10 protein-coding genes are annotated in these 24,787 nt (G+C 56.1%); 3 read left to right on the plus strand and 7 right to left on the minus strand.

Annotated elements, in window-relative coordinates:
• Positions 1–67: 67 nt before the first annotated feature.
• Positions 68–5,221, plus strand: a complete 5,154-nt coding sequence (locus FHS27_RS05230) for an Ig-like domain-containing protein (RefSeq protein ID WP_246419128.1) — start codon at positions 68–70, stop codon at positions 5,219–5,221.
• Here the strand turns inward: FHS27_RS05230 and FHS27_RS05235 are convergent.
• From FHS27_RS05235 to FHS27_RS05255, 5 genes are all read right to left on the minus strand, one after another.
• Positions 5,218–8,010, minus strand: a complete 2,793-nt coding sequence (locus tag FHS27_RS05235) for a bifunctional acetate--CoA ligase family protein/GNAT family N-acetyltransferase (protein ID WP_184302681.1) — start codon at positions 8,008–8,010, stop codon at positions 5,218–5,220. The genes FHS27_RS05230 and FHS27_RS05235 overlap by 4 nt on opposite strands.
• Positions 8,011–8,315: 305 nt before the next feature.
• Positions 8,316–13,604, minus strand: coding sequence for a DNA repair ATPase (locus FHS27_RS05240; RefSeq protein ID WP_184302683.1), 5,289 nt, complete (start codon positions 13,602–13,604; stop codon positions 8,316–8,318).
• 183 nt (positions 13,605–13,787) lie between these two features.
• Positions 13,788–15,857 (minus strand): flotillin family protein, encoded by a 2,070-nt coding sequence (locus FHS27_RS05245; RefSeq protein ID WP_184302686.1) that lies wholly within the window; start codon positions 15,855–15,857, stop codon positions 13,788–13,790.
• A 403-nt stretch (positions 15,858–16,260) separates the two neighbouring features.
• Positions 16,261–17,718 (minus strand): class I adenylate-forming enzyme family protein, encoded by a 1,458-nt coding sequence (locus FHS27_RS05250; protein ID WP_184302689.1) that lies wholly within the window; start codon positions 17,716–17,718, stop codon positions 16,261–16,263.
• Entirely contained in the window at positions 17,715–18,503 is a 789-nt protein-coding gene (locus tag FHS27_RS05255) for a TrmH family RNA methyltransferase (protein WP_184302692.1), read from the minus strand. The genes FHS27_RS05250 and FHS27_RS05255 overlap by 4 nt, the downstream gene beginning before the upstream one ends.
• Before the next feature lie 236 nt (positions 18,504–18,739).
• On the opposite strand from FHS27_RS05255, the gene FHS27_RS05260 reads away from it, so the two are divergent.
• Complete coding sequence (locus tag FHS27_RS05260; protein WP_246419129.1) at positions 18,740–19,765, plus strand: hypothetical protein; 1,026 nt, start codon at positions 18,740–18,742, stop codon at positions 19,763–19,765.
• 153 nt (positions 19,766–19,918) lie between these two features.
• A complete protein-coding gene (locus FHS27_RS05265; protein WP_184302697.1) occupies positions 19,919–22,033 on the plus strand; it encodes a TolC family protein in 2,115 nt (704 codons plus the stop codon).
• A gap of 201 nt (positions 22,034–22,234) precedes the next feature.
• Here the strand turns inward: FHS27_RS05265 and FHS27_RS05270 are convergent, their stop codons facing one another.
• Together FHS27_RS05270 and FHS27_RS05275 are read right to left on the minus strand one after the other, a co-directional pair.
• A complete protein-coding gene (locus FHS27_RS05270) occupies positions 22,235–23,845 on the minus strand; it encodes a DUF4332 domain-containing protein (RefSeq protein ID WP_184302700.1) in 1,611 nt (536 codons plus the stop codon).
• Positions 23,846–23,924: 79 nt separating this feature from the next.
• Positions 23,925–24,230 carry a hypothetical protein gene (locus tag FHS27_RS05275; RefSeq protein ID WP_009097307.1) on the minus strand — a complete coding sequence of 102 codons (306 nt, stop codon included), beginning with the start codon at positions 24,228–24,230 and terminating at the stop codon, positions 23,925–23,927.
• Positions 24,231–24,787: the final 557 nt, after the last annotated feature.

Raw genomic sequence — 24,787 nt, forward strand, 5'->3', positions numbered from 1 at the left:
TTGCGCCACTGTCTGCTACGGCTTTTCCTATTCTGGTCCCACGGGCCCCCTCCGCCAGAGACCCTCGATGAATCCTCGTCAGTCCTCCCAAACGTCGTCGGATTGGTCACACTCCTCGACCTCCTCGTCCGATGCCACTGGCTCTTCACGCAGTCGTCGTTCACGTCGACGCGATAAGACGAAAGCTCGCCGCAAGTCTGCCCGTCGTTTGACGATGGAAGGCCTGGAGCGTCGTCAATTGCTCGCCGCTAATCCGCTCGGCCCGATTCCCGGTGCCGACGATTATGATGGTCCCCGCAATATCGGATCGGTTTCCTCGTTCACCTACCGTGAAAAGGAGGCCGCGCAGCTCAATGGATTGAACGACTTCTACCAAGACGCCGAGTTCGTTCCGTTGGGGAACCTCACCGGTCAACGCGACACCATCGACATTTCCGGTACGGTGAGCTTCACCCAAGTCGGAACTCAATTCGTCAGTGACATTGATTACTACAGCTTTGATTTGAAGGCGGGTGATATTCTCGATATCGCCACGATCGGAGCGACGACGACGTTCGACGTCTTTTTGCCGAGTACGTTTGATTCGAGTCAGCCGAGTGGGCGGATTTGGTTCGGGCAAGACGACGCGGTCTCGCTGTATCCGATCGATTCACCGTTGCAAACGCTGGGGAACGCCAACGCGGCCCAGGTTGTTCCGTTTGATGGTCGCTACACGATCGCCGTTTCGGCTGAAACGGGATTGTCGAGTTACACGATTGGGCTGCGAACGTATCGTCCCGTCACCGAGAGCCTTCCGGTTGGACAAGGACAGATTGTCTTCTTGGACTTCGACGGCGGCAGTTTCGCTCGTGATGAGTTTAACTCTTCCTTCGCTGACGCCGGCATCCCGGCCGGTGGACGATTCCGCGTCCCTGATATCAGCCAAACGCTCGATGAAGCCGGCGTCGTTGTTTCCTCGTTCGATCAGTATCAGCAGGTCGCCGACCGAATCACCAACACTGTCGAGCAGCAGTTCGCGGATATCGGTGTTTACGGATCCAACGGATCGTACAGCTCGACGGGAACACCGGGTGAGTTCGGAATCACAATTCTCAACAGTTTTGAGCATCCCGATCCAGGCAGCAATCCGCTGGTAACGCGTGTTGTCTTCGGTTCGATCAACTCGTTCCCCGAGATCGACGGAGCTGGCCTATTGGGGCTCGCTCAAACGATCGACGTCGGGAACTTTGATCTCAGTGAAACGGTGCTGGTTTGGCTCGACAATGAAGTCGCCGCGTCGGAAGCAGTCGAGACCAGTGCAGCCTATAGCCTGTTTGATGTCCTCGGTCTGGAAATTGGTGCCACGACGACTCACGAGCTCGCCCACGTCTTTGGCTTGTACCACACCAATGGTACTAATCTCACGCCGTCATTGATCGATGGTGGTGGTACGCTCAACGAAGAGAATGGATTGGGTGTTGGTCCCGACGGGATCCTCGGAACGGCGGATGATATTCCCGTTCGTTTCCGTACCGACTTTGTCGATCCAGGTGGGGCGATCTCGTTCGGAACGTTGTATAGCGCCGACACAATTTCTCACACACTTGCCACGGGAACTCGTGGTGGAGCCTTGACCGGTCGCGTCTTCAATGACTTGAACAGCGACGGCAACGGCAGCAGCGATCCCGGATTGGCGGGAGTGACCGTCTTCGCGGACGCTAATAATAATGGTGTTCTCGACGCGACCGAGGCGAACGCGGTTACCGGTTCGGACGGATCGTATTCGCTGTTTGCAGCATCGGGGACGTACACCGTCGTCGCGATGACGCCGAGTAACTTCACCGCGACGACCGCAACCTCACAATCGGTCTCGTTGAGCACGACGGGTGGGACAGGACCGACGTTCGGGTTCGGCCAAGTCAATCCAGACATTACGGGTAAGAAGTTCGCTGACCTCAACGGCAACGGTGCACTCGATGCGGGTGAACCAGGCGTCGAAGGTGCTTACATCTACGCTGACCTCGACGGTGACAACCGGCCTGACCTCGGCGAACCGTTTGATATTACCGATGCCAACGGTTTCTACACTCTCGACCTGCCGATTCTTGGTCGCGAATACGCTATTCGTGAGGTCGAAGAACCCGGCTTCATCCGCACGTTGCCTGGCAACACCGAGGGTGAATGGGTCGTTAATTACACCGGCGGCCCTCTCGGAGCGAACTATCACTTTGGCGGATTGCCATCACGCGATTACGGTGACGCACCCGATTCCTATTCGACCAGCATTGCCGCGGGCGGACCGAGTCACGGAACGCTCACCGGTCTAACCATCGGTACCCAAATCGATCGCGAATCGGACGGTGTTCCGAGTGCGAATGCAACGGGCGACGATGCGATCAACACCGCAACGGGCCAAATTGATGACGAAGATGGCGTCATCGAATCCGTCGCACTCCGCCCTGGTGCGACCGGAACAATCACGGTCACGCTGACCAACACCACCGGCAGTACTGGTTACCTGCAAGCATGGCTCGACTTGAACGCCGATGGCGACTTCCTCGATGCCGGCGAACAGATTCGCACCGATGCCATCTTAGGCACGGGAACACACAATATTGACGTGGCGTTGCCAGCTTCGTTCGACATCAATGTCGATGGAACGGCTGATGGCGTGCTCAACACGTTTAGCCGATTCCGTTACAGCCTCACACCAGGTCTCGGTGTGGGTGGTGGTGCGGACACTGGTGAAGTCGAAGATCATCCGATTCGGATCTTGGCGGCCAGCAACACGGGCGGTTCGGCGAGCGATGATTTCGTTACCGTGCCGCAAAATTCGAACGCATTCGCAATCGATGTGTTGTCGAATGACTTCAGTTTGCCTAGCAACCCGCTGACGATCACCAACATCAATCGCACCGGTACGAGGGGCGTCGTTTCGGTCTCCGGAGCGGCCGGACAACAAGTTATTCTTTACTCGCCGCCGAACGGTTACACGGGACCAGATTCGTTCCAGTACACCGTCAGCGATGGTGACGTTGCGACGGTCTTTGTGAACGTCCAGTTCGCAACGGACGCACCGATCGCGGTCGATGATATCTTTGAAGTCGCGAGCAACGAGACGAACGTTCCTCTGAACCTGCTCGATAACGACATCGCATCGGTCGAAGGTGGACTGCGTATCACGCAAGTCTCCCGTGGTACCGGTGGTGGTACCCTGACGATCGAACCGGGAAGCCGCGGCGTTCGTTACACGCCTGCAAACGGGTTTGTCGGAACGGAGCAGTTCTCGTACTCGATCAGCGACGACTCGGGACAAACATCACAACAAGCGATCGGCACGGTTGTGTTGACTCCGCAATCGTTGGCTGATGACAAGGCCGAATACAAGATTGAGATTCTCGGTGAGAACAACGACACCGAACTGCTGACGCTGCAAGCCGGTCAGATCTTCCGCGTGCGAGTCTCCGTCGACGATATTTCGAAGGCGGACACCGAATCGATTCAGGGTTTGCAGTCGGCATTCGTTGACTTGCTGTATACCTCGGAACTCGTGACAACTGTTGATACGAATTCCACGGACGCCTTCCCGTTCGATATCACCTTCGGTCCTCAGTTCCAGACTGGTGCGTTTCAGCTCGGCAACTCGCTCACGCCAGGCTTGATTGACGAAGTCGGTAGCACCCAATCGTTCAGTAACCTGGATACGATCGGTAGTTCAAACGACCGAGCGTCGTTCACCGGATTTGCTGAGGTCTTTACGATCACCATGCAAGCGACCGGATCGGGGCTCGCTACGTTCAAGACCGATCCGACCGAAGCGGCCGTGAGCGAAACGACGCTGATTACGGACACGGATCCAGTGGTTCTCGATTACGACGAGATCCGATACGGTTCGACGCAGATTGAAATCGCTCCACTCGGCGACGGTTTCCCTGTCGCACTCGACGATTCCTTCCCGGTTGGTGTTGATTCGCTCGGCTCGACGATCCGGTCCTCCGCAGCGGCACGGTTCAACGTGCTCGATAATGACTTGATCGGTGATAACGACGTTGTTACCGAATTGACGCTGAAGGAAGCCGCACTCAACGGTAACGTGGTGCGAGTCGATGTCGGTGGAGATAACGATCCGTCGAACGATTATTTCTCCTACACGCCGCAAATTGGTTTCTCCGGCTTTGACCGCTTCTCGTACATTCTGACTGTGGAAAGTCCCGAGTTCGGAACGGTTCGCAGTATCGCAGAAGTCACGATGACGGTCGGTGCAGTGCAAAACCCGTTGGTGAACTTCGACTTCACGTTCGTCAACGAAGACGGTGACGAAATTACGTCTGTTCCTGTTGGTCAGCGTTTCGGTTTGCGAATCGATGCGATCGATTTGGGAACCGGACGTCCTCCGACGGAAGCCGTGTTCGCGGGCTTCTTGGATATCCTCTACAACACCGATTTCCTTTCGACCATTCCTGTCGACAACGGCGGAAATCCGGATGCGTTTGATTTCGATGTTGAATTCGATCCGCAATTCCTCTTGGATCCGGCCGTGGGCGTCAACGATCGTCCAGGATTGATCGATGAGTTCGGTTCGAACCAAGCCAGTTTGGGCGGATCAGGGCTGACGCTGGCCACGATTTACTTCCGCGGTGTCGCACCGGGAACAACAACGGTGACCGGATCGCCTGCGGATCGTTTCCCATTCCAAGACACGCTGCTGGATCAGAACGACGATCCTGTACCGGTCGAGAATATCCAGTACGACTCGGAAACGATTGTTATCACCGGATCGGGCGAACCACTGCAAAATGCATCGATGCCGGCTGACGTGAATGGTGACAACCTCGTCACGGCGGTCGACGCGTTGATCGTGATTAACGAAATGACGCGTCGCGAAGCCTCTGGCGAAACCGCCGCGTCGAGCGACCGTGTTTACTATCACGATGTCAACGGTGACGGATACGTAACCGCCGTGGACGCGTTGCAGGTGATCAACCAGCTCAACGCATCGACGAGCCCCAGTGGCGAAGCGATTGCACCGGCTCCGGTTCAACAACCGGTAACCGAATCGGAAGACACTACTGATGCCGTCATTACCGATCTCACGGCCGATGCCAAAATCGTCGGTGGTTCTGGAGTCGAGGAAACTCCGGTCGGGTCAAGCGTCGACACGGGATCGAAGACGGATGACGATTCCGATGATGATGATCTGCTGTCGCTGTTGGCGGACGATATCGCCAACCAGTGGAGCTAGAGTTTCTTGCTGACGATGATATCATCCTCGTCGCTCGAATCTCGGGTGAACCCTCGGTGCGAGAACATTTGTAGCATTCGGTGATTGCGGGGATCGACCTCCGCGGTCACCGTGCTGATTCCCCACCCGTCGCAGATCGACAAGCATTCGTCAGTCAGTAACGAGCCGAGCCCGCGTTCTTGCCAGGGGTCGGCGACCAGGACTGCGAATTCGGCTTTGTCGTGGTCTGAGTCGGTGACCAGTCTTCCCACACCGGCGATTTCTGTTTTGCCGTTGTGATGTGTCTCAGCGATGATGGCCAGTTCACGTTCGTAGTCGGTGAAACAGAACCGAGCCGCCAGGTCGTGATTGCTGCACTGCAAGAGATAGCGAAAACGCAACCGGATCGATTCTTCCGAACAGGTGGCCAACATCGCTCGCCAATTCGGTTCGTCTTCAGGAGCGATCGGGCGCAGCACAAACTGCGTGCCATCGGCTAACCGGACGCGTCGAACGTATTCGTCGGGATAAGGGCGGATCGCTAAGTGAGGAAATTCGGCGGTCCGAGATCGCGTCGCTTCGTTAGAGATCGGCGTCTCCAAATCAATGACGATATTGGCGTCTAAGGCGATCGTCTGTTGCGGCGTGACCAGCAACGGATTGACGTCGAGTTCGACGATTTCAGGGTGGTCGGCAAGGAGATAGGAGAACCGGAGCAACACACTGATCAGTTGGTCCATGTCGACGGCGGGTTTGCCTCGATATTCACCGAGCATCGGCCAGCATTGCAACCGTTCGAGCATCCGCCGGGCGAGTCGTTCGTTTAGTGGTGGTAGTTCTAACGATCGGTCCTGCAGCAATTCAGCATCCACGCCGCCCGCACCCACCAACATCACGGCGCCAAAGACCGGGTCTCGTCGTGCCCCGATCAGCAATTCACGTCCGTTGGGATCCACGACCATTGGCTGGACCGTGACTCCGCGAAACTCCGCATCCGGGCGTATCGTGTGACACCGTTCACGGATGGCTTCGAACGCTCGCTGGACCCCAGTAGCGTCAGTCACGTTCAGAATCACGCCGCCGACTTCGGTCTTGTGAACGATATCGGGCGAGTACACTTTGACAGCGACTGGGAATCCGACCTGTTCGGCGTACCGGATTGCCTCGTCCACTCGGCTCGCCACGATCGGGCGTGTGGTGGAAATACCGTAGGCTTCTAAAAGGGCTTTCGAATTGGATTCGGATAGTAATTCCGAATCGCTCAGCATTAACGACGCGAACGATTCTCGTAACGCCGCGCGATCGCGATGAAACTCGATCGGCATCGTCCGTGGTGTCTCTTGCAACACTTCCCGGTTGCGTGAATAGCGAACGAGATACGAGAACGCACGAACGGCTTTCCCCGGCGTGTCATAAACGGGAATTCCGGCGCGAGCCAGTCGTGCGCTGCCTTCTTGAACTCGCTGCCCGCCCATCCATACAGCCAGAATCGGTTTAGTGATCTTTTTAGCGGCTTCGATCAACGCGTCTGCAATCGCCGTCGGATCGGTCAGTGCCTGTGGCGTGAGAACAACGATCGCTGCATCGACATTGTCATCTCTCAGCACCGTGGTGATGGCTTCGGCGTAACGCATCGGCGTCGCGTCACCGAATAAGTCGACCGGATTCGAAAGGCCGTTGGTGTTGCTTGCCGAAATGGACGGTCTCACCGCATTGGCTGGTTCGGCTGTGTTATTAGCGTCGACGCTCGCGAATGAGTGATCCAATGAATCGCTCTGGCGTTGGGCTGCGATTAGTTCTTCTTTGGTTTGCGACGAGAACTGCGCCAGCATGCATTTCTTTTGCAAGACAGCATCCGCCGCCATCACGCCCGCCGATCCTGCGTTACTGACCACCGCCAAACGAGATCCTCGCGGCGGTTTGTGATGAGCCAACAACTCGGCACAGTGGATCAAGTCATCGAACTCCTCCACCCGTACGATACCCGCCCGAGCGAACGCCGCGTCATAGACGGAGTCAACACCTACCATGGCACCGGTGTGCAAGGCCGCCGCTTGTGCGGTCGTTGCGAATCGTCCTGACTTGTACGCGATGATCGGTTTTTGTTTGGCGAAGGCGCGAGCGGCGGACATGAAACTGCGCGCATCGGTAATCGATTCGATATACATCACGATGGAATCGGTGTACGGGTCTTCGGCGAGGAAGTCGATCAAATCGGCGATCGTGACGTCAATGAGGTTGCCCAGCGACACGAAATGAGAAAACCCGATACCTTCTTTTTCTGCCCAATCTAAGATCGCCGTCCCCAACGCGCCCGACTGAGTCAATAACGCGATCCGGCCCCGCCGAGGCGAGGTGTCAGCAAAGCTCGCGTTCAAGCCCGCGTGCGTGGAAATGATACCCAGCGAATTGGGGCCGATGATCCGCATGTTCGGAAACCGCTTCGCCACGGCTAGCAGTTTTAATTCGAGTTCGCGACCTGTTGCACCGGTTTCACGGAACCCCGCCGCGAGAATCACGACACCACGCACGTCCGCGTGGCCACACTGATAGACCAAATCGGGAGTCGATTCCGCGGGCGTACAGATTACCGCGAGATCAATCGCACCGGTGACCTCTTCGATGCTGCCGACACATCTCACACCTTCCACGTTGTCATAATGCCGGTTGACCGCGATGATTTCGCCACCGTAGCCGGCTCGCTGCAAATTACGAACGACGGTGTTGCCGACACTCCCGACACGTTGGCTCGCCCCGATGACGACCACGCGATTGGGAGTGATTAGACGTCGAAGGTTACGAGTAGGCATGAGGATACTTTCCGTGATTCGGGGCGATAGAATCGACCATAGCGGAGTCGTATCTCAGTATCCAGGCCGCGCGTGAAACGACACGATCGAGAAGCCTGTTTTGACCTCAACCAGGACGAAAGACCGCAGTTAAGGGGCGTCACGCAACGGTATGGGGCAACTTGTCGCAGGGGCCGGGGCAGACGCAGGGGTGGAGGAGCGAAGCGTTTGACGTCTCGGCGAGAATGATCAGGTTGGCTCGCGAATCGCGATATCCTTCCCGATCCAGGCATCAATAAACAAAACCCGAACGCCGCGATAAGACGCTATTTTTCGGGCGGCGAATTGAGCGTCGACTCCACCTGTTGATACGTTTGCATCATCTGGTCGAGTTGTTTGAGTAGCCGATCGATATCACGTCCGTTGTCGATCGACTCGTTGAGCAGCGGACGCATCCACTCTTGCATGAGATGGAATTGCCCCTTGATCAGTTCCGCCATCACTCGCGGAACCTTGTGTTGCACGAGCACCTTCTGTTCGACCGGTGCGCTCGTTTGTTGACGTGTCAGTTCCTCGATTTGGTTGCCGGTGGTCTGCAGCCGTTGGCTCAACGATTCGCCGATCGCGAGCAGTGATTGTCGTAAGGAGTCCACTCGCGCATCCATCCGCTGTTCGGAAGAGTGGTCTTCCATCGCGACGGCTTTTGCGATGACTTGTCGAATCGATTCCAGCCCGTCACGCATCGACGCGAGTTGTCGCATCACCTGCCCGACCTGATCTTCGCTGTCCATCCCCGCCATGCGAACGCTCTCGACGAAGGCATACTTGATCGAATCCCAGCGTGCTTGTTCGTCGGGGGTCAAGATTCCCATCAACTCCTTGAACTTCAGGACGTTCGCTTCATTGTCGGTCGTCAGTGTTTGGGCGTCTTGTTCGTAGTTGCTGACGATCAGCGTCTGCAATTCGGAATCGTTCATTACCGGTGCAACCCGCTCGGCGATGCGGTTCATGTTTCGGTAACTGCCCTGCAATTTGAAAGCCGGTTCGGTCCGATAGGCGTCAGCTTGAGCGGCGGAACGGATGTAGGCACGGTTGACTCGAAGGACCACGTCGCGAACCCGCAGTAGTTTACGAGTCACTTCGAACATGTCGCGAACTTGGTCGAGCGAGAAGTTGCTTTCGAGCTCGATGCCTTCGATCGAATCTCGTTGAGCGGCCATCGCGATCTTGCGGGCATCCGATGGAGGTGCCGTCGAGAGCGGCGCGAGCGTTGTGTTGCTCGACAAGCAGTTCTCGAGATAGCTCATTTCGAATGCGTCGGCACGGTCGCCGATGATTTCACCGAGGTTGTAAACGTCGGCACGGTTGGAAAGCATGTCCGGAATTTGGAAACGGTCGCCGCTTTCGGTGTACGGGTTCCCGGCCATCACGACCGCCACACGCCGCCCACGCAAGTCGTAAGTGCGTGTTTTTCCGTCGCGGACGCCTTCGATCTTTCGTGTGGCATCGCACAACGAGATGAATTTCTGTAACAACTCGGGATGGGTGTGCTGGATATCGTCGAGGTACAACATCACGTTGTCACCCATTTCCAACGCGAGGTTCAATCGTTCGACCTCTTCGCGAGCCGCCGCGTTGGGCGCTTCGGCGGGGTCGAGCGACGTGACGCCGTGGCCAATCGCCGGGCCGTTGATCTTCATGAACACCAACCCCAAACGGTTAGCGACGTATTCCATCAGTGTTGTTTTGCCGTATCCCGGTGGCGAGATCAATAACAACAATCCCATGCGATCGGTGCGTTTGTCTTCGCCGGCCGTTCCCATTTGTTTAGCAAGATTGTCGCCGATGAGCGGCAGGTAGACTTCGTCAAGCAATTGGTTGCGGACGAAGCTGCTGAGGACTTTGGGTTTGAACTCGTCCAATCGCATCGAATCGCGAGCCGTCTTGACCAAATTCGATTTGGCTTCGTGCAGAGCATGGAAACGTGGTACCACGGAACTGCGATAGTCATTGAGTCGTTGCATGAACTCGTGGTAATGAACGGTCAACTTGCCGTCGATGATCCGTTCGTGGCTGCCGACGAGACCATCGACTGATTCCGCGACGGGAACGTCCACGATTTGCAAGTGACGTTCGATCCCGCGTGATTCCTCTTTTTCTGGTTTTGCACCGTCTTGGCTGTTTTCTTGTTCGATTTCATTAAGGATCAACCATGCCAGTTCATCGCGGTAACCGTCTGCCGCGTCGCCATCGGTGGTTTGGCTATCGACGTTCTGTTTGGCAATGAATGCGTCGCCCCAGTTCCTGGCCAGGACGTAGGCACGAACGGGATCGTCGGAGTTGGGTTTGAGTCCGGCGACTAACCACTTTTGACGATCGCTTTGTGGCAGTGCGTTCTTGAAATTGTTGAGCAAATCCATCGCTCGCCCGCTCGTGGTCGCTTTGTTTGGTGCAACGAGCAATTCGTTGAACAGATAGTCGGCGATCCGTTCCGCCGTGACTGTCTTTCCAAACAAGGTTTGCCAGGTTGAAACGTCGGCGGAGGCGAGGCTCGCGAGACGTTCACGGAACTGCACCGCAGGTTCCGCTTGGGGGTATGCCCTCGCTAATTTCGCGAACCCTGCAATCCAGTGTTTCATTTCGGTCTGACGTTTCGGATCAAGGATCCGTGTCCACCAAAATTGCCCGCAGGCTCTCAACGTCGGTTCGTATCGAAGGAGTCCGAGTTGTCGGTCGATCGCGATTAACGCGTTCAGGATTGCAGCAGTGTCTCGGTCGTGAACCCCTTTGGCATAACCTTCGTCGAATCGACCGTTCATTTGGTCGGCGACCCACGCGGCATCGACCGATGTTCGAGTGGTGGCCGACGGGAACAAGTCCATCGCGAGATATTCGGACCGATAGACGTGACGGTTTTCGCTGATGAGCGGTTGGTCCCACAACTCTCTCGAGTTTTCTAAACGCTCGTCACGCATCGGCTCGAAATACTGCGTTCCGGTGAGGTGCAAGCACAGTTCACCGCCGCGCAGTACTGTCGTGAGGTCGAGTGGTTGAGTGTTGACCGCGAATCGCCGTTCACCGAGACGGATAACATCGCCACCGTCCTCAAAGAGATCTTGCCGATCTTTGAGCCCACGTGTGGCGTCTTCCCGGATGACTTTTAACCGGCCTTGCAAGTCGCCGACTCGAACGGAATCTCCGAGTTCGTCGAGTTCATCGATCAGGCTGCGAATTTTGCCGACCATCAAGTCGCCCGCAAAATAGGCTGCGATCGCGTCGGTGGAGTCCATCGCTGAAACACGAGACGAAATCGCTTTCAGAATTCGATCCGCCGCCGAAGAGAGTGACTCGGCGCGACGGTTCCGTTTTTCAACGAGCGAAACCTTGCGAGATTCAAACGCGGTGTAGACTTCTTCACGACGTTCGGCGAGCGTCTCGATGAATTCGTCGAATTCTGCGAACCGTCCTTCGAGTTCTTCGAGGCCGACCATCACTTTTGTGAGGTATTCGTCGCAGCGGGCGGGTGTGTCGCAGACGTCAAGGTAGCCCGACGTGGACTGTTGCAGCAGTTTCATCTGGGATGCAAATTCGGCGCGTCCCTCGATACCGATCAGGTCGCGGCGTCGGTTTTTCAACGCACTGCGAACTCGGTTGACATCGGCGAAAACGTCTCCGATCGCATCGATGATCTGTGTCCGCTGCGTCGCGTCTTCGATCTCGAGGTTGCTAACCGTTTCAGTCAGCAATTCGAGTTCGGAGGCGGCGGTGTCGATCTCGGCTTCGAGTTCCTTGGCAACCGAAACGCTGCCCACGTCGGGGATTTTGTTTTCAGCGGCAACAATCGCGGCACGGTACGGAGCTAATGAATCACCCGTCAGCAGGAAATCCACGCACCGACGACTCAATCGCTGGGTCGCCTCGGCGAGGCGTTTCTCTAACGCATCGGCGAGCGATAGGTCGACAAATTTGAGGTCTCGGAGCGTGATCGCGTGCCCGCGATGTTCCCGCAAATGAGTCAGTGACGCGACGAATTCTTGAATGCTCTCGAATCTCGAACGATCAATTTCTTTGAGCGTACGCTCGATCGCTGTTTTAACTTTCTCGGTCTGCTTTTTAGTCTCGGTGCGGACGCGGACGACTTTCTCGAACTCTTCCACCGCAGCGGACGCGGCGTCGCGAATGTGGCCGAGTGCGGTGTCGAGATGATGTGTTTCTTCTTTGCCGATCCAAAAATAACTATCTAGAATGTCGCCCGACTTTTTGACGAGATCCTGGTAGAGGCCGTCGTAGCTGTCGTCTTTTTCGATCAGTTGCAGCACCTCGCTGCACTCAGCCATCCCGCGAACGAGATCTTGGTTCCCGATTTTGAAGAGCAGCGAGTCGGTTTGGCTCGGTGGCAGGTAATTCTCGCCGACAAAGGGCGTTTGCCAAATCTGAATCGGGTGGTGTTTTTGGGGCGTTTCGTGTGTTTTGAAACAAACCATCTCACCGGCTTCAAAGAACGTTTGCCCATGGCAAACCAGCGGCGTTTCAACGCTTTGGCGGATTTGGTTGTACCGCAATTGCACGTACGTGCCGTGTTCGATGTTGCTGAAGAGATAGAGGTAGTCTTCGCCGTTGGACGATGCGATGGTGCGTTCGTATCGCATGTCGGCCAATCCGTGATCGAACCGTTTGAATTCACCCGATTGCAGGTAGTAGCCGCCGGGGAAGATCAATCCTTGGTCGCCGGGCAACATCACGCAGGCGTGTTCGATTTCATCGAGACGAACGGCTTGGTTGATCTTGCCGCTGAAAACGATGTATCGGAATTGGTTCTCTTGATAGGGTTTGATTTTCATCAGCACTAGGTTGCCGATGATTGCGAAGTAGATCTCCGCGTCGTCCAGTTTTTGGTCAGGGTTGTCGACTTGTTCGGCGTAGATGCCTTCGCCGCTACTGGTGTTGTTTTCGACTTTGACCGTGAGGTCACCGCCGACGGTTTCGACGAAAACTTTGTCTTCGATCGAGATGTGCGGGTGATCGCCATAGCGGTGCATGTCGCGCGTCGCCCGTTGCCATGTGAAGGCGTGTTGTGGCGGCTGTTTGACCTCGTGATCACTTCGGTTGTCGATGTATTCGATTTCCGTCCCAGTGATTCGCCATTTAAACGACTTGATGTCTCCGGCGGTTTTCCCTACCTGGAAAACCATGTGGAGGATCGGGCCACTGACGAAGAAACGCAGGAACGTGGTCCCTTTGTAGAACCGATAGAGTTCCTCGAAATCTTTGACGAACCGAGGGTCGCTGATGAGGTCCAGTGCCGAGGCATGAAACTCATGGTCCTCCATTCGGTAAATGGAGAAAACGTCCGGAAGATGGATTTCGGTTTTCAGTCCGAATTGAACGTTGTACCCGAAAACAAAATGGTCACCGATCGAGACGATGTCTCGAGGGACACAATTGTGTTCCGTTGTAATTCGTTGCGTCGCAACCAGGCGGGTTTCGATGTTACCGAAGACTTCATTTCGGTCGGCATTGAGTTTGCCGAGTCGATCTCGCAAATCGCCCGCAGCGTCACGAAGACGGTTGCGAAGGATTTCGTAGGTTCCGCCGGTGAGTTGGGTGTCACTCATAGGATGGTTGTTGGCGATAGGCAGTGCGGACGCGTCGGTAAATTACATTCCGGTGTCCATCGCGTTGACGCGACAGAGCACCTCTGTCCCTGAGGACATGATTGATTCACCGCGGCCAGCGGAAGATCGTCAAAGTGAGACGATCGGTTGCCGGCAGCGTGGAGTTAACAATCATCGAGAGTCTTAGCCTTTCGACACCGGTTTGACCCGTTTGGCAGCAACGGTTGTTTCACCATTGTTGCTGGGGCGTGCGAGCAGCCGGCCGGCTTTCTGATCCGTGACGTTGGCTGTCGCGGCGATGCTGAGCAGGCTCGTCAACTGGTTTCGTACGTCGTCGGTGGATGCCATTCCCATCATTTTGGCGATCAACGCGGCGATCGAAAGATCTTTCACCCCGTCGGTGTCCAATCCGAATTGTCCGATCAGTTCTTCGACTTGGCTGCGGAAGTAGTCCGCATTGCCGTCGAAGAACGTATCCTTGATGTCGGTCGCAACTTTGCTGTTGTAAACGAATCGGTCGATCGCTTTACCGCCCTTGACGGCAGAGGTGATCTGGTCGAAGAACTCGCCGTCGCCACCGACGATATCGATCCGAGCGGCCTTGAGTGCATCGCCAATGACACTGGCTTGGCTCTCGGCGATGCCACGTTGGGCATCGATCGCGGCGATCTCGACATCCTTCTCTTTGTTGAGCGAGAGTTTGAATTCCTCGTGCTCCTTGCCGACGCCGTCGAGTTTTTTCATCGCTTCGGCTTTCTCGGTGATACCGGTTGCTTCGGCACTGTATTTCTCTCGTGAGACCATCGCTTCGGCGAGACCTTCCTTCTCGAGGGAGATTGCCTTCGCTTCTTGGACCTGAGCCTCTGCCAGTCCGATCGCGGCGGCTTGGGCCGATTCGGCTTCGGCGAGCATCTTGGTCGCGGCGGTTTCTTTTTCTGCGGCGTCGCGTTTGGCTTCCGCTTCGATGCGAATCTTCTGAGCGATCAATTCGCTGGATTCCTTCTCTGCTTGGGCGAGTTTCGTTTGGCGAATCAGTTCTTCTTCGGCCTTCATTTCGGCCGCAGTGATTTGAACCTTCTTCGCTCGATCGGCTTTGGCGAGTTCCTCGGTGTCCTTGATGCGTTCTTGTTCTTCGACAACCGCACGTTCGACGGCAACGCGTTCGCGAATGACTTCTTGGATGTTTCGTTTCTCGACTTCGATCGCCTTTTCTTTCTCAACTTCAGCGACGCCCACGACTCGCAATCGTTCGGTGGCTTCGAGGTCTCGATCGCGAGCGACACGTTCGAGTTCGACCGCGTCGGTCTTTTCTTTGTTTCGCAAGGCAACCAAGATTTGCCGGCCTTTGTTTTCTTCCGCGATGCCGATTTCTTCTTCGGTCGTGATCCGGGCGCGTTCGGCTTCGAGACGTTGTTCTTCGCGGACTTTGGCTGCGGCGGCTTGCTCACGCGATGAAATTTCCGCGATCTCGCGTTGTTGTTTCTCGACGGCTTCGACTCGTTGACGTTCCAAAGCAAGGATGGTTTCTTCCGCTTCGACGTCTTGTTTCTTCAGTGTCTTTTCTTTGTCACGTGTGAACTGGTTTTCTTTCACCTTCTCCATCGATGTCAGTTCGGTGATCTTCTTGATGCCCTCGGCGTCGAGAATGTTGCTCGGGCTGAGCATGTCCAATGGCGTTTGTTCGAGGTAGTCGATGGCCGCGTCGTCGAGCCGATACCCGTTCAGGTCAGTGCCGATGACTTTAAGAATCTCGTCCTTGAATTTGTCGCGTTGGTCGTACAGATCGATGAAATCAAATTGCTTTCCGACCGTCTTGAGTGCTTCGCTGAATTTCGCATCAAACAACTCACGAAGGGTATCGAGTTGGCTACAGCGTTTGGCGCCGATGGCTTCGGCGACTTCCTTCATTTCCGCCGGTGAATTGGCGACGCGAATGAAGAATGCGACTTTGATATCCGCGCGGATGTTGTCTTTGCATATCAGGCCGGCACTGCCCTCGCGGTGAATCTCGAAGCTCTTCAGCGTCAGATCCATGAACTCGTATTGTTGGATCAGTGGAATGACCATCATCCCCTGCCCGCAGACGGCTTCTACGCCGCCGCGTCCGGATCGCACGATGGCGCGGTCGGGACCGACCTTGATGTAGTACTTCTGCAATAGGACGACGAGGAACAGCACACAAACGAGTGCACCGACAATCAACACGATCGCACCGTCCACCCAATAGGAGTCGGTGAAGAAAGCAGAAAGCATGGGAGGAGTCCCTTTATTTACGGTGAGTCAGGAGTGAGGAGGAGCAAGGAACATGGCAGGCACGCACGCGGTATCGGGCGCAAAACCTCTCCAAAAAGTTGCTATTAAGCCGATTTCGACTGGGGTGAATCGATCGCGGCAGCGGTCCAGTTTAGTCGCTACCCCACTCTAGAGTAGAATATGCCTTACTCCGCTGCCGGAACTCTCGCCAAGATTTCTCGAATGTCGGCTCGCTCGATTCAGGTGGCGAAGGTTTTGAGAGCGCTGGAGGAGCGGGAGTCGTTTTCTCGGTCGGAATTCGTCCCGCATTCGGCCGCATCTGCGCATCGTCCTCCGTTTCGCTGGGAGCGTTTGCGAAAGTCAGCCGATGGGCCGGGGATGCGTCAAAATCGGAGTTACCCAGTCACGGACACTCAAATCGACGCCGGACGATGTTCCGGCGAGGGGTGCCTTTCGACGTTAGTTCTCCTGCGGCTTGCGTAAGAGGCGGATCGAGTCGTGCGATCGAAAACGGAGTGCGTGCGGGTAAGAGGTCGCGGACGCACTCGGTGATCGTTTCGTTGTCCGGTGCCCTGTCGAGGGAGTCCGGTTGGATCGCGATAATCAATTTGTCGTTGATCGACAGCAACACCGCGTGTTCGCAGCGGACGTTCTGAAGGATCGATTGTTCCACTGGATGTGGGTGAATCTTGAATCCATTTTCAAGAACGATCACGTCATCGTCACGACCGAGAATTCTCAGTTGGCCGCTCGGGGCCCGTTCGACGAGGTCGCCGGTGTCGAGCCATCCGTCCTGATCGATTTTTTCGGCGGTCGATTTTGAATCGTCCAGGTATCCGAGCATGACCATCGGCCCGCGGACATACAGACGTTGGTTGGTGATTTTGATTTCGCAACCCTGGACCGGTGGACCAACGCATCCGGCAACCGTGTCACCGGGGGACGAACTGCAAATGACGGGCGATGTTTCCGTGCAACCGTACCCCTGGATCACATCAATTTTCTTGCCTGAGAGTTCGTTGAACAGGTCGGCGCCGAGTGCCGCGCCTCCACAGCCGAGTGCACGTAATTCCGCCAATCGCAGATCGCCTAACCGGATCCGTTCGAGAATCGTCCGAGCCAGGGACGGCACACAATTGATCAACGTCGGTCGAGATTGGGGGGCCATGCGGCCAAGTCCCGCGTGTCCGTAATCGAGAATCCATTGGCAACCTGACTGCAACCAAGTCCCCATGTCACATGTTCTCGCGTAGGCATGCGAGATTGACAAAAGGGTCAGACGTGTGTCGTCGATGGATTGAGGGACCGCGTTGAGTTTCGCGGCCGCGTTCGTGGTCAAATTCCGCTGAGACAAAACGACGCCACGGGGTTGGGCGGTCGTGCCACTCGTCCAAAGCACTAAACTAGCTCGATCAATGTCGACTCGATTGGCGGCATCAGCGAGATGTGTCATTGACTCGGCGAAGTCATCGGTTGCCACGAACAAGTCTGTTTTCGATAGGGCTAGTTCCATGCCGCGAGAACGTTTGCGAATTTCACTTTGCGACTCCGGTGGCAACTTAACATCGATCGGAATCTCGATTGCTCCGCACGCGATGCACGCCAAAGCGGTGACAACGTTAGCTTCGGTGTTTTGGCACTCGTAGACGACTCTCTGTTGCTGGGCATCAAAGATGGGCTTGCCGAGATCGTTGTCACACGCTGTACCCGTCAACGTGCTCTCGATGACCTGAGTGGTTCGGAGCACCGCAGTGACGAGTTGCCTCCACGTTCGTGGCGGCGATCCGGGGCAGCGGAGGGCAACCGCGTTGGGGCGTTCGCGTGCGTGATGTAGCAATGCGTCCAAAAGGTGCCGCGTCATGAGACTGGTTTGGTCAGTTCGTGAAGAAAGATCGCACCGGCAACACTCACGTTCAAACTGTCCGTCGTTTCCGGCATCGGAAGCGTTGTACGGACATCGCAGGCTTTTTGTATCTCGGGGGCGAGGCCCTGAGCTTCGTTTCCCATTAATAGAACCGTTGGTGCCCCGGCGAGGTGCGATTGAAGGGCGCCGATGGTGATCGCGTCGGGAGCCAATGTTGTGGCGGCGAATCGAAACGTGTCGGATTGCAGATCCGCAATTTGTTGAAGCGGTTGATCGAAACGATAGAAGCGATGATGAAACACCGACGCCATGCTGACTCGGATGACGCGGCGCACAAATGGATAGATGGTGGACGGGCCGATCAAGACGTCTTGAACGCCCATTGCGGCGGCCGAACGCAGTAGGCTGCCGACATTTTCAGGATCGCTGATGCCGACCAACCCGAGTGCAAGGCGGGGGCGATCGGTTTGGAGTTGTTCGCACGGGAGCAATTGGGGACAGACACCATGTGCCAGGACGCCTCGATGGAAATCGTAACCCGCGATAGCGGCACCTATCTTAGGATCGACAACGTAAACGGGAACAGATTCGGGGAGCATGCCGATGTATTTCGCTTCCTGCCCTTTGTGAAGCAGTAGCGATTGTACGGATAAGTCGCTCTGAAGGAGCCGTTTCACGACCAAAGAGCCTTCCGCAATGAACCCGTCCTCTGGGTCGCGTAGTCGCACGTTCCGATAAGCGTTAATACGCGAATCGAGTGGGTCAGTCAGTTCGATCAGCATGGAGTTGCGACGTAGATTATTCAGAATGGGGGGAAAGTGGTGCACGCGATCCGTGGGGCAAACGCATTTAAGGTTTAACGCCTTTGCGGCCTATGCCCTTCGCGTTCTGCGAACAACGACGGTTTTGCCACGTGGAGGTCGATTCGTTGTGTAGGTCCAGACGATTAAACGGCCTGTCGGGAATTCTCGGCATGTGCATTTCGATCCGCAAATCACGTCAAGGAAGACGCACCACGATGTCATATTCAATCTGGGATTGGTGGTTCGGCGACGGACAACTGCAACCTTCTAATGTTTGCCGAGTGAACGGTTTGCGATGCGATCGTTTGTTTTCATTGAGCGGCGGTTCGATCACACGTCGCCGCTTGGGCGTCTTCTTAGCCGCGATCGGTGTCGCCTCCGTTGGCGGCGCCGCTCGGACGATGGCGGCCGACACTTCGACGGATTTCGGATCTGTTAACCACGCCCAGCGATGGGATTCGTCGACGACCTTTGCGATGATTATCGCTGATGAAGATGGTGCCGAGAAGTCGGCTGCCTCGAATAGCGATCCGGCGAGCGACGCAGTAGACAATCTCAACGAAGATGAACTGCGTCGCAAGCGATTGAGAGATCTACTCGGTGACGATGCCGATCCCCTCGCGATGGATGATCCGAAGGAGGATGGGGCCGAAGTTGGAGATGCGGAGCGTCCGCCACGAGCGTCTGATTTTGAAAATGAAGATGGCGAAGACACGTTCGCCAAACCGTTCATCGAGGAGCGATTACCAGAAGTCGAGGGCGGACGGTTTGTATTGCCGCCGATTCGAGCGGTTTCAATTGATAAAAAGCCGATCGGAAACGGAAGGGTTCCTGAGGGACTCGAAGCGGGGGACGACTTGCAGCTCGTTCCCCTGCCCGAAGACGGTTATTCCCGCTTGGCTCTGACGGGCGGTGGGGCGTGGCCGCAGTTGATTCGACCTTGGGCCGCACCGAACACTTATTCACATCCGTTGTATTTCGAAGATCGGATGCTGGAGCGGCACGGTCACGAGCGTTGGGGATGTTTCCAACCGCTCGCCTCTGGAGCTCGGTTCTTCACCACGCTTCCAATGTTGCCTTACCTAGCGACCGTGCAGGAACCGTGTGACATCGTTTACAGCAAAGGATATTACCGCGCCGGATCGCCGGTGCCAAAGTTTTATCAACGACCACCGTTGGAGCAACGTGCTGTCATTGTGGAAGCCGCTGTGGTTTCGGGAACTTTCATCGCATTGCCGTGATGAGTTAATCAGTCTCGCCCCAAATAGAGAAAAACTAAGTTCAGGTGGAAACGCCTGAAATTGAAATCGCCCGCTCGCTCGAAGTTTTAAATCGACACGGACGTCGAATGCATCGAGCACGGCCTCACCCTCGTACAGCTATTGAGATCAGCCATGGATCGGCAGTTCACTCACGACCTTCGTGTCGAAACGATCGAAGAGAAAACGGCGAAAAAAACGTTGAACGGTCAACAGCGAAAACAGCGCCGGCGACGCGTGTTGGCCTCGTTGTTGTGCGGATGCGTGAGTACGCTCGCGACGGTTGGGTGCGGCCTAACACAGAAAATTCCGGACAGTCCTTACGATACAAAGACGTCGTATCACGATCATTCCGCATTGCGAATTGAGTACCCACAGGTACAACAATGTGCGACTCCGTCTTCCTCGGCAGCCGCCTCTGCAATCGCTCCCAACGCATTGCAGGATCCGGCATCCATGCCAGCGTTGGAGTTGACACTGCAGGACGCGATTCGACAAGCCTTGGGTAGCAGTCCCGTACTGCGATCGATCGGTGGTGCAGTCGTGACCAGTCCTGCTGCGACGGCGACCTCATTCGATCCCGCACTCGCCCACGCCAGCCCGTCACTCGGTGTGGAAGCGGCGTTGTCGGCGTTTGATGCCGTGTACTCTCAATCATTGTCGTGGGATAAGGTCGACCAGCCGAGGAACTTTAGCTTGCCCGGTCTCGGTACCGTTTTCCCTTCGTACGCAAACCAAACCGTTGCATCGTATAGCAATGAGATCTCCAAACGGACGGCATCGGGGGCCACGTTTGCCATGCGTAACGTCGTCGGTTACACGAGGACGGATGACCCGAGTCGCGCCAGTCAATTGTTCCCAAGTGCCTTTTCAGGATATTTGGAGGCTGAGTACAGGCAGCCCCTGATGAAAGGTGCGGGAGCAACGTACAACCGAATCGCCGGAACGAGCGGAGCGGTGGGGCAGTACAACGGCGTGTTGATCGCACGCGTCAACGAAGATGTCGCTTTGGCTGATTTTGAAGCCGCCGTGATCTCGTTGATCGCCGACGTTGAGCAAGCCTACTGGGACCTGACGGCCTCGTATCGGATTCTCGAGGCGGTTGTGAAAGGGCGGGAAGCCGCACTGCAAACGTTCCAATACCAACAAGTTCGGTTGGAGGTCGGAACGGGACGTCGTGACGAAGAGGCTCAAGCCCGCTCACAGTACTACCAATTCGAAGCCCAGGTGCAGTCGTCGCTCGCCGGCGAAACCGGTCTGTATGCTAACGAACAACGATTGCGTTACCTCATCGGAATGCCGGCGAGTGACGGAAGTTTGCTGAAACCGAGCACCTCACCCGTCGACGCGAAAGTGATCTTCGATTGGGACAGTGCTCTCGGCCAAGCCTTGGTGCGACGTGTCGAAGTTCGCCGGCAAAAGTTCAACGTCAAGCGACGGGAAATGGAACTGACGGCGGCGAGGTTGAACCGGCGACCACAAGCTGATTTTGTCGGTCAGTATCGATGGCGAGGTCTGGGTGACCATTTGATCGGCAGTGGCAGCGACGCAGTACCCAATAATGATTTGGTAGACTCGATTACCGGTGGCGACTACCAAGAATGGAGTGCCGGGGTGGAGTTCACCGCACCGATCGGGCTGCGTGCAGCCAGCAGTGCGGTTGCTCACGCCAAGCTCAATCTGCAACGTGAGCGGGCGTTGCTTAGTGAAACCGAATTGCGGATCAGCCATGATCTCGCCAGCGCGAGCCGTAACATTGAACTTACTTATCAACTCGTTGAAACCAATTACAACCGATACCTCGCTGACCTAAGACAGGTTGATGTGCTTCGTCGTCGTTATCGTGACGGGACGGACAACATCAACTTCCTCTTGCAAGCACAACGTCAAGTGGTCACGAGTGAAGTCGAGTTCTATCAATCGATTTCGAACTACAACCTAGCGATTCGAGACTTCCACCGGGAGAAGGGATCGTTGCTCGCCTACGCCGAAGTGAATTTGGCCGAAGGTGCGTGGTGTCCTGGTGCTGAACGCGACGCCTACGAACTCGGACGATTCCTAGAGCCACGGTGCCAGCCTGAGAAGGTCTGTGTGCCATGCCCTGTCAGTTCCGGGCCGTTTGACCCGTCGGCAACGCAGCCTACGGTGGGAACGGTTTCGAACAATGACTGGCAAATGATCGATCAAGGGATCAGCTCACCGGGCGACGTGATCGTGTCACCGGATATGCCTGAATCGGTGATTCAGTAAAAGAGTGTCGTTCGGTGTCTCGCACTCAGCGGCGAGAGTTCGCTCACCTCATCACATGCGTAAGATGGCAGAACTCGTCAACGATTCCAACTGGGACCGTTGTTGGCCGGGAGCCTTGGCGACATCCGTCACGGATCGAGCCCGAGTTCTTAGCAACGCCGCAGTGTTCGTGCGTTGCGGTAGCACTGCCCGCCTAACAACTTAGGCGGCGCGTGTCGTTTGATCTTGCTCGGTTGTCGGGACGACGGAACGCATGCGGGATACCGCTCGTTTTTGACGGACCATGGCGAGGGCCGCTTCGCCGATCCACGTATCCACGCGGTCCCGATCCGGTGGTTCCGCACCGCGTAGGTAACGGCGTCCGGAATAGGTGGCCGCGTATTCGCTAATCGCTTGATAGAGCGTTTCGAGGTTCGTTTTCGCGATGCTGTCGGCTGTTGCAAAACCCGCGCCGACGAGAAGTTGGGTATCGCGAGCCAGCATGTCGGGCAGTTGGCACATCAGGATCGCTTGGCATCGCCATGCGTGCAACGTGTCACGCGTGATCCACCGCGTGGCGAGTTTTTCGGCAAGGTCAGTGGGGTCAGCGGCCAGGAATTCGCCGACGGTGTTAATCCCGAGTTTCGCGAAACGGGCGGCCGTTTTCGTGCCGATCGAAGGTGCGTCAACGAGGGCGTCTTCGACGTGCAACCGCACGTTGCCTTCTTGAGGTGAAACGAATGGGATCGTCGCGGGTGGTAGATCAGATGGGGCTTTTTTAGCCGCCGGGGTGACGTTTGTGGCTTTGGCGTCGGTCGATGCGACTTCGGAATCGTCGGCCTGCAGAATACGGATCATCGAGCCGTTTTGACGTTCGGCGCGGAGTCGATTGTATTCGCGTTCCTTCGTATAGATGTGCCGCACTTTCTCCATGATGCGGAGTTCGCTGGGCATGTTCTTTTCGATCTTGCCGGTTGCTTCGAATTCGTCGATCAACGCGGTGATCTTCTTCTGTTCGAGTCTGTGTTCGATGCGGCGGATCCAGGTTTGGTGAGGCACGCGGATGCCGGCGAGGACCATGCCCAGCGTGGTGCCTTGCCTCGGAATGGGTTCGCTACGGGACTGTTCGGCGTCGTAGGCGGCGCGTTCAATCACGCGTGCCCAACCGGTGACGCAGAGGCCGATCAGTTGTGAAAGACATCCGCGTGAAACACCGTCGAGGCCCGATGGCGGATCGCTGCGGCCCGCTTTGAGATCATAGTGGTCGAGCAACGTCTCATAATGTTCGTGAGCGACCCGTGCCGAAGTGAGGATCGCTTCGCCGAGCCATCCGGGGCTGTCGGAGAGTTGGAAGACCGTTCGCGAGGGATCGCTTTGCCACTGGTTGAAGAGTGTGCTGTACGATTTCGTCACGCTCCACTCGATCGGTCGATGCAAGACCTTTTCGACGGGGGTTTGGGCGGTGTGGAGTGGTTGAATCGGATCGGTGAAGTAGTGGCTCAATACGCCCGCAGCATGGGCGGCGTCGCTCCAGCGGTCCGTACGCAGATAACGCTGCATCCGGTCATACCATTGATGGGCGACGCGAGGTGCGCCGCCCCAGTAACCGTCATCAACATGTATGACGTGGTTTTGGAAATCCCGGAATCGTGTGTCCGGATCTTTGGCACCCGCCAGGTAACGATGGTGGTGCCGGAGTAGATGGCCGACGAGTCGCTCGCCCGCAGGGGTTCCGACGAGCGGTAACGCGTCGATGGCAAAATGATGATGCGTGCTACGGCAATGTGCCGCCCGCAGGATCGTAAGCAACAAATTGGTCGACTTGGTGGTCACCGGTATCACTCCGCAGACGGAAATTGCCGATGAATTCGGCGTTCTTGTGGAATCGCAGACTCGTCGACGCGGGCCAGGGTTAGGCAGCTCGTTTTGAAGCCTTGGCTTTGACGGAGCTCACCCCGTAAGCGGTTGCTTGACGTGCCAATCTTTGTCGCAAAGAGCGGCCGATTTGCCCATCTTCCAAAGAATCGTAATGCAGGACACGCTGCGTAAAGCCTTCACGGCTCAACGGCCGAAAGACGCAGTGACCCGCCGGTGGTGAAACCTCACCGTAGAGAGACTGCAACCGGAAGGCATGATCCTTCAGGGCAACCGCGTGATAAAGGTCATAAAGTTGATCGACGGTGAACGACGATACGTCGGCGAGAGGTCCAATGGCCACGTGAGCATCCTTGCATGGGAACGATTGGGAGAGACCAGACGAAGTAGAGTATCTCAAAGACGACTTCGTGCTGGCAAGATTGAAATCAAAAGTACAGTAACAACGGGCGGTTTGTTTAACCGGCAAAGTTTACCTGAGGGGGCAAACGAAACTGGTTTTCTGAGTAAGTTCCAATCCTCCTCTAGGTCAGATTGTGCCGAACAATAGCGAATAGCCGGCGTGGTCAACCAAGTGGAGGACCCGACGCCAGGCCGAAGAGGTCGGTTCAATGATCCGTCGTGGTGTGGGATTGCGACATTACTTATTGAACCGAAATGCTTCTCGTAGTTGATAAAGAGACGGCGGATCGACGTTTGGGCACGTCGTGTCCGCCGTTTTTTTTTGTCGATGCAGATTTGCGAGACAACGTTATCGAAATTGTGTTCTCGAACCCTGCGCGAGTAATTGAACGGTCAGAGGCCACCGAGAGCGAACGGACGAGGCGCCACGCGGCGTTGGTTTTGTCCTCCGCCGCGAATTCACCATTCGCATCTTGCGCGATCCTCTGTCGCACATCA

Origin of the sequence: Aporhodopirellula rubra, assembly GCF_014192335.1 — a bacterium.
Lineage (GTDB): Bacteria > Planctomycetota > Planctomycetia > Pirellulales > Pirellulaceae > Rhodopirellula > Rhodopirellula rubra.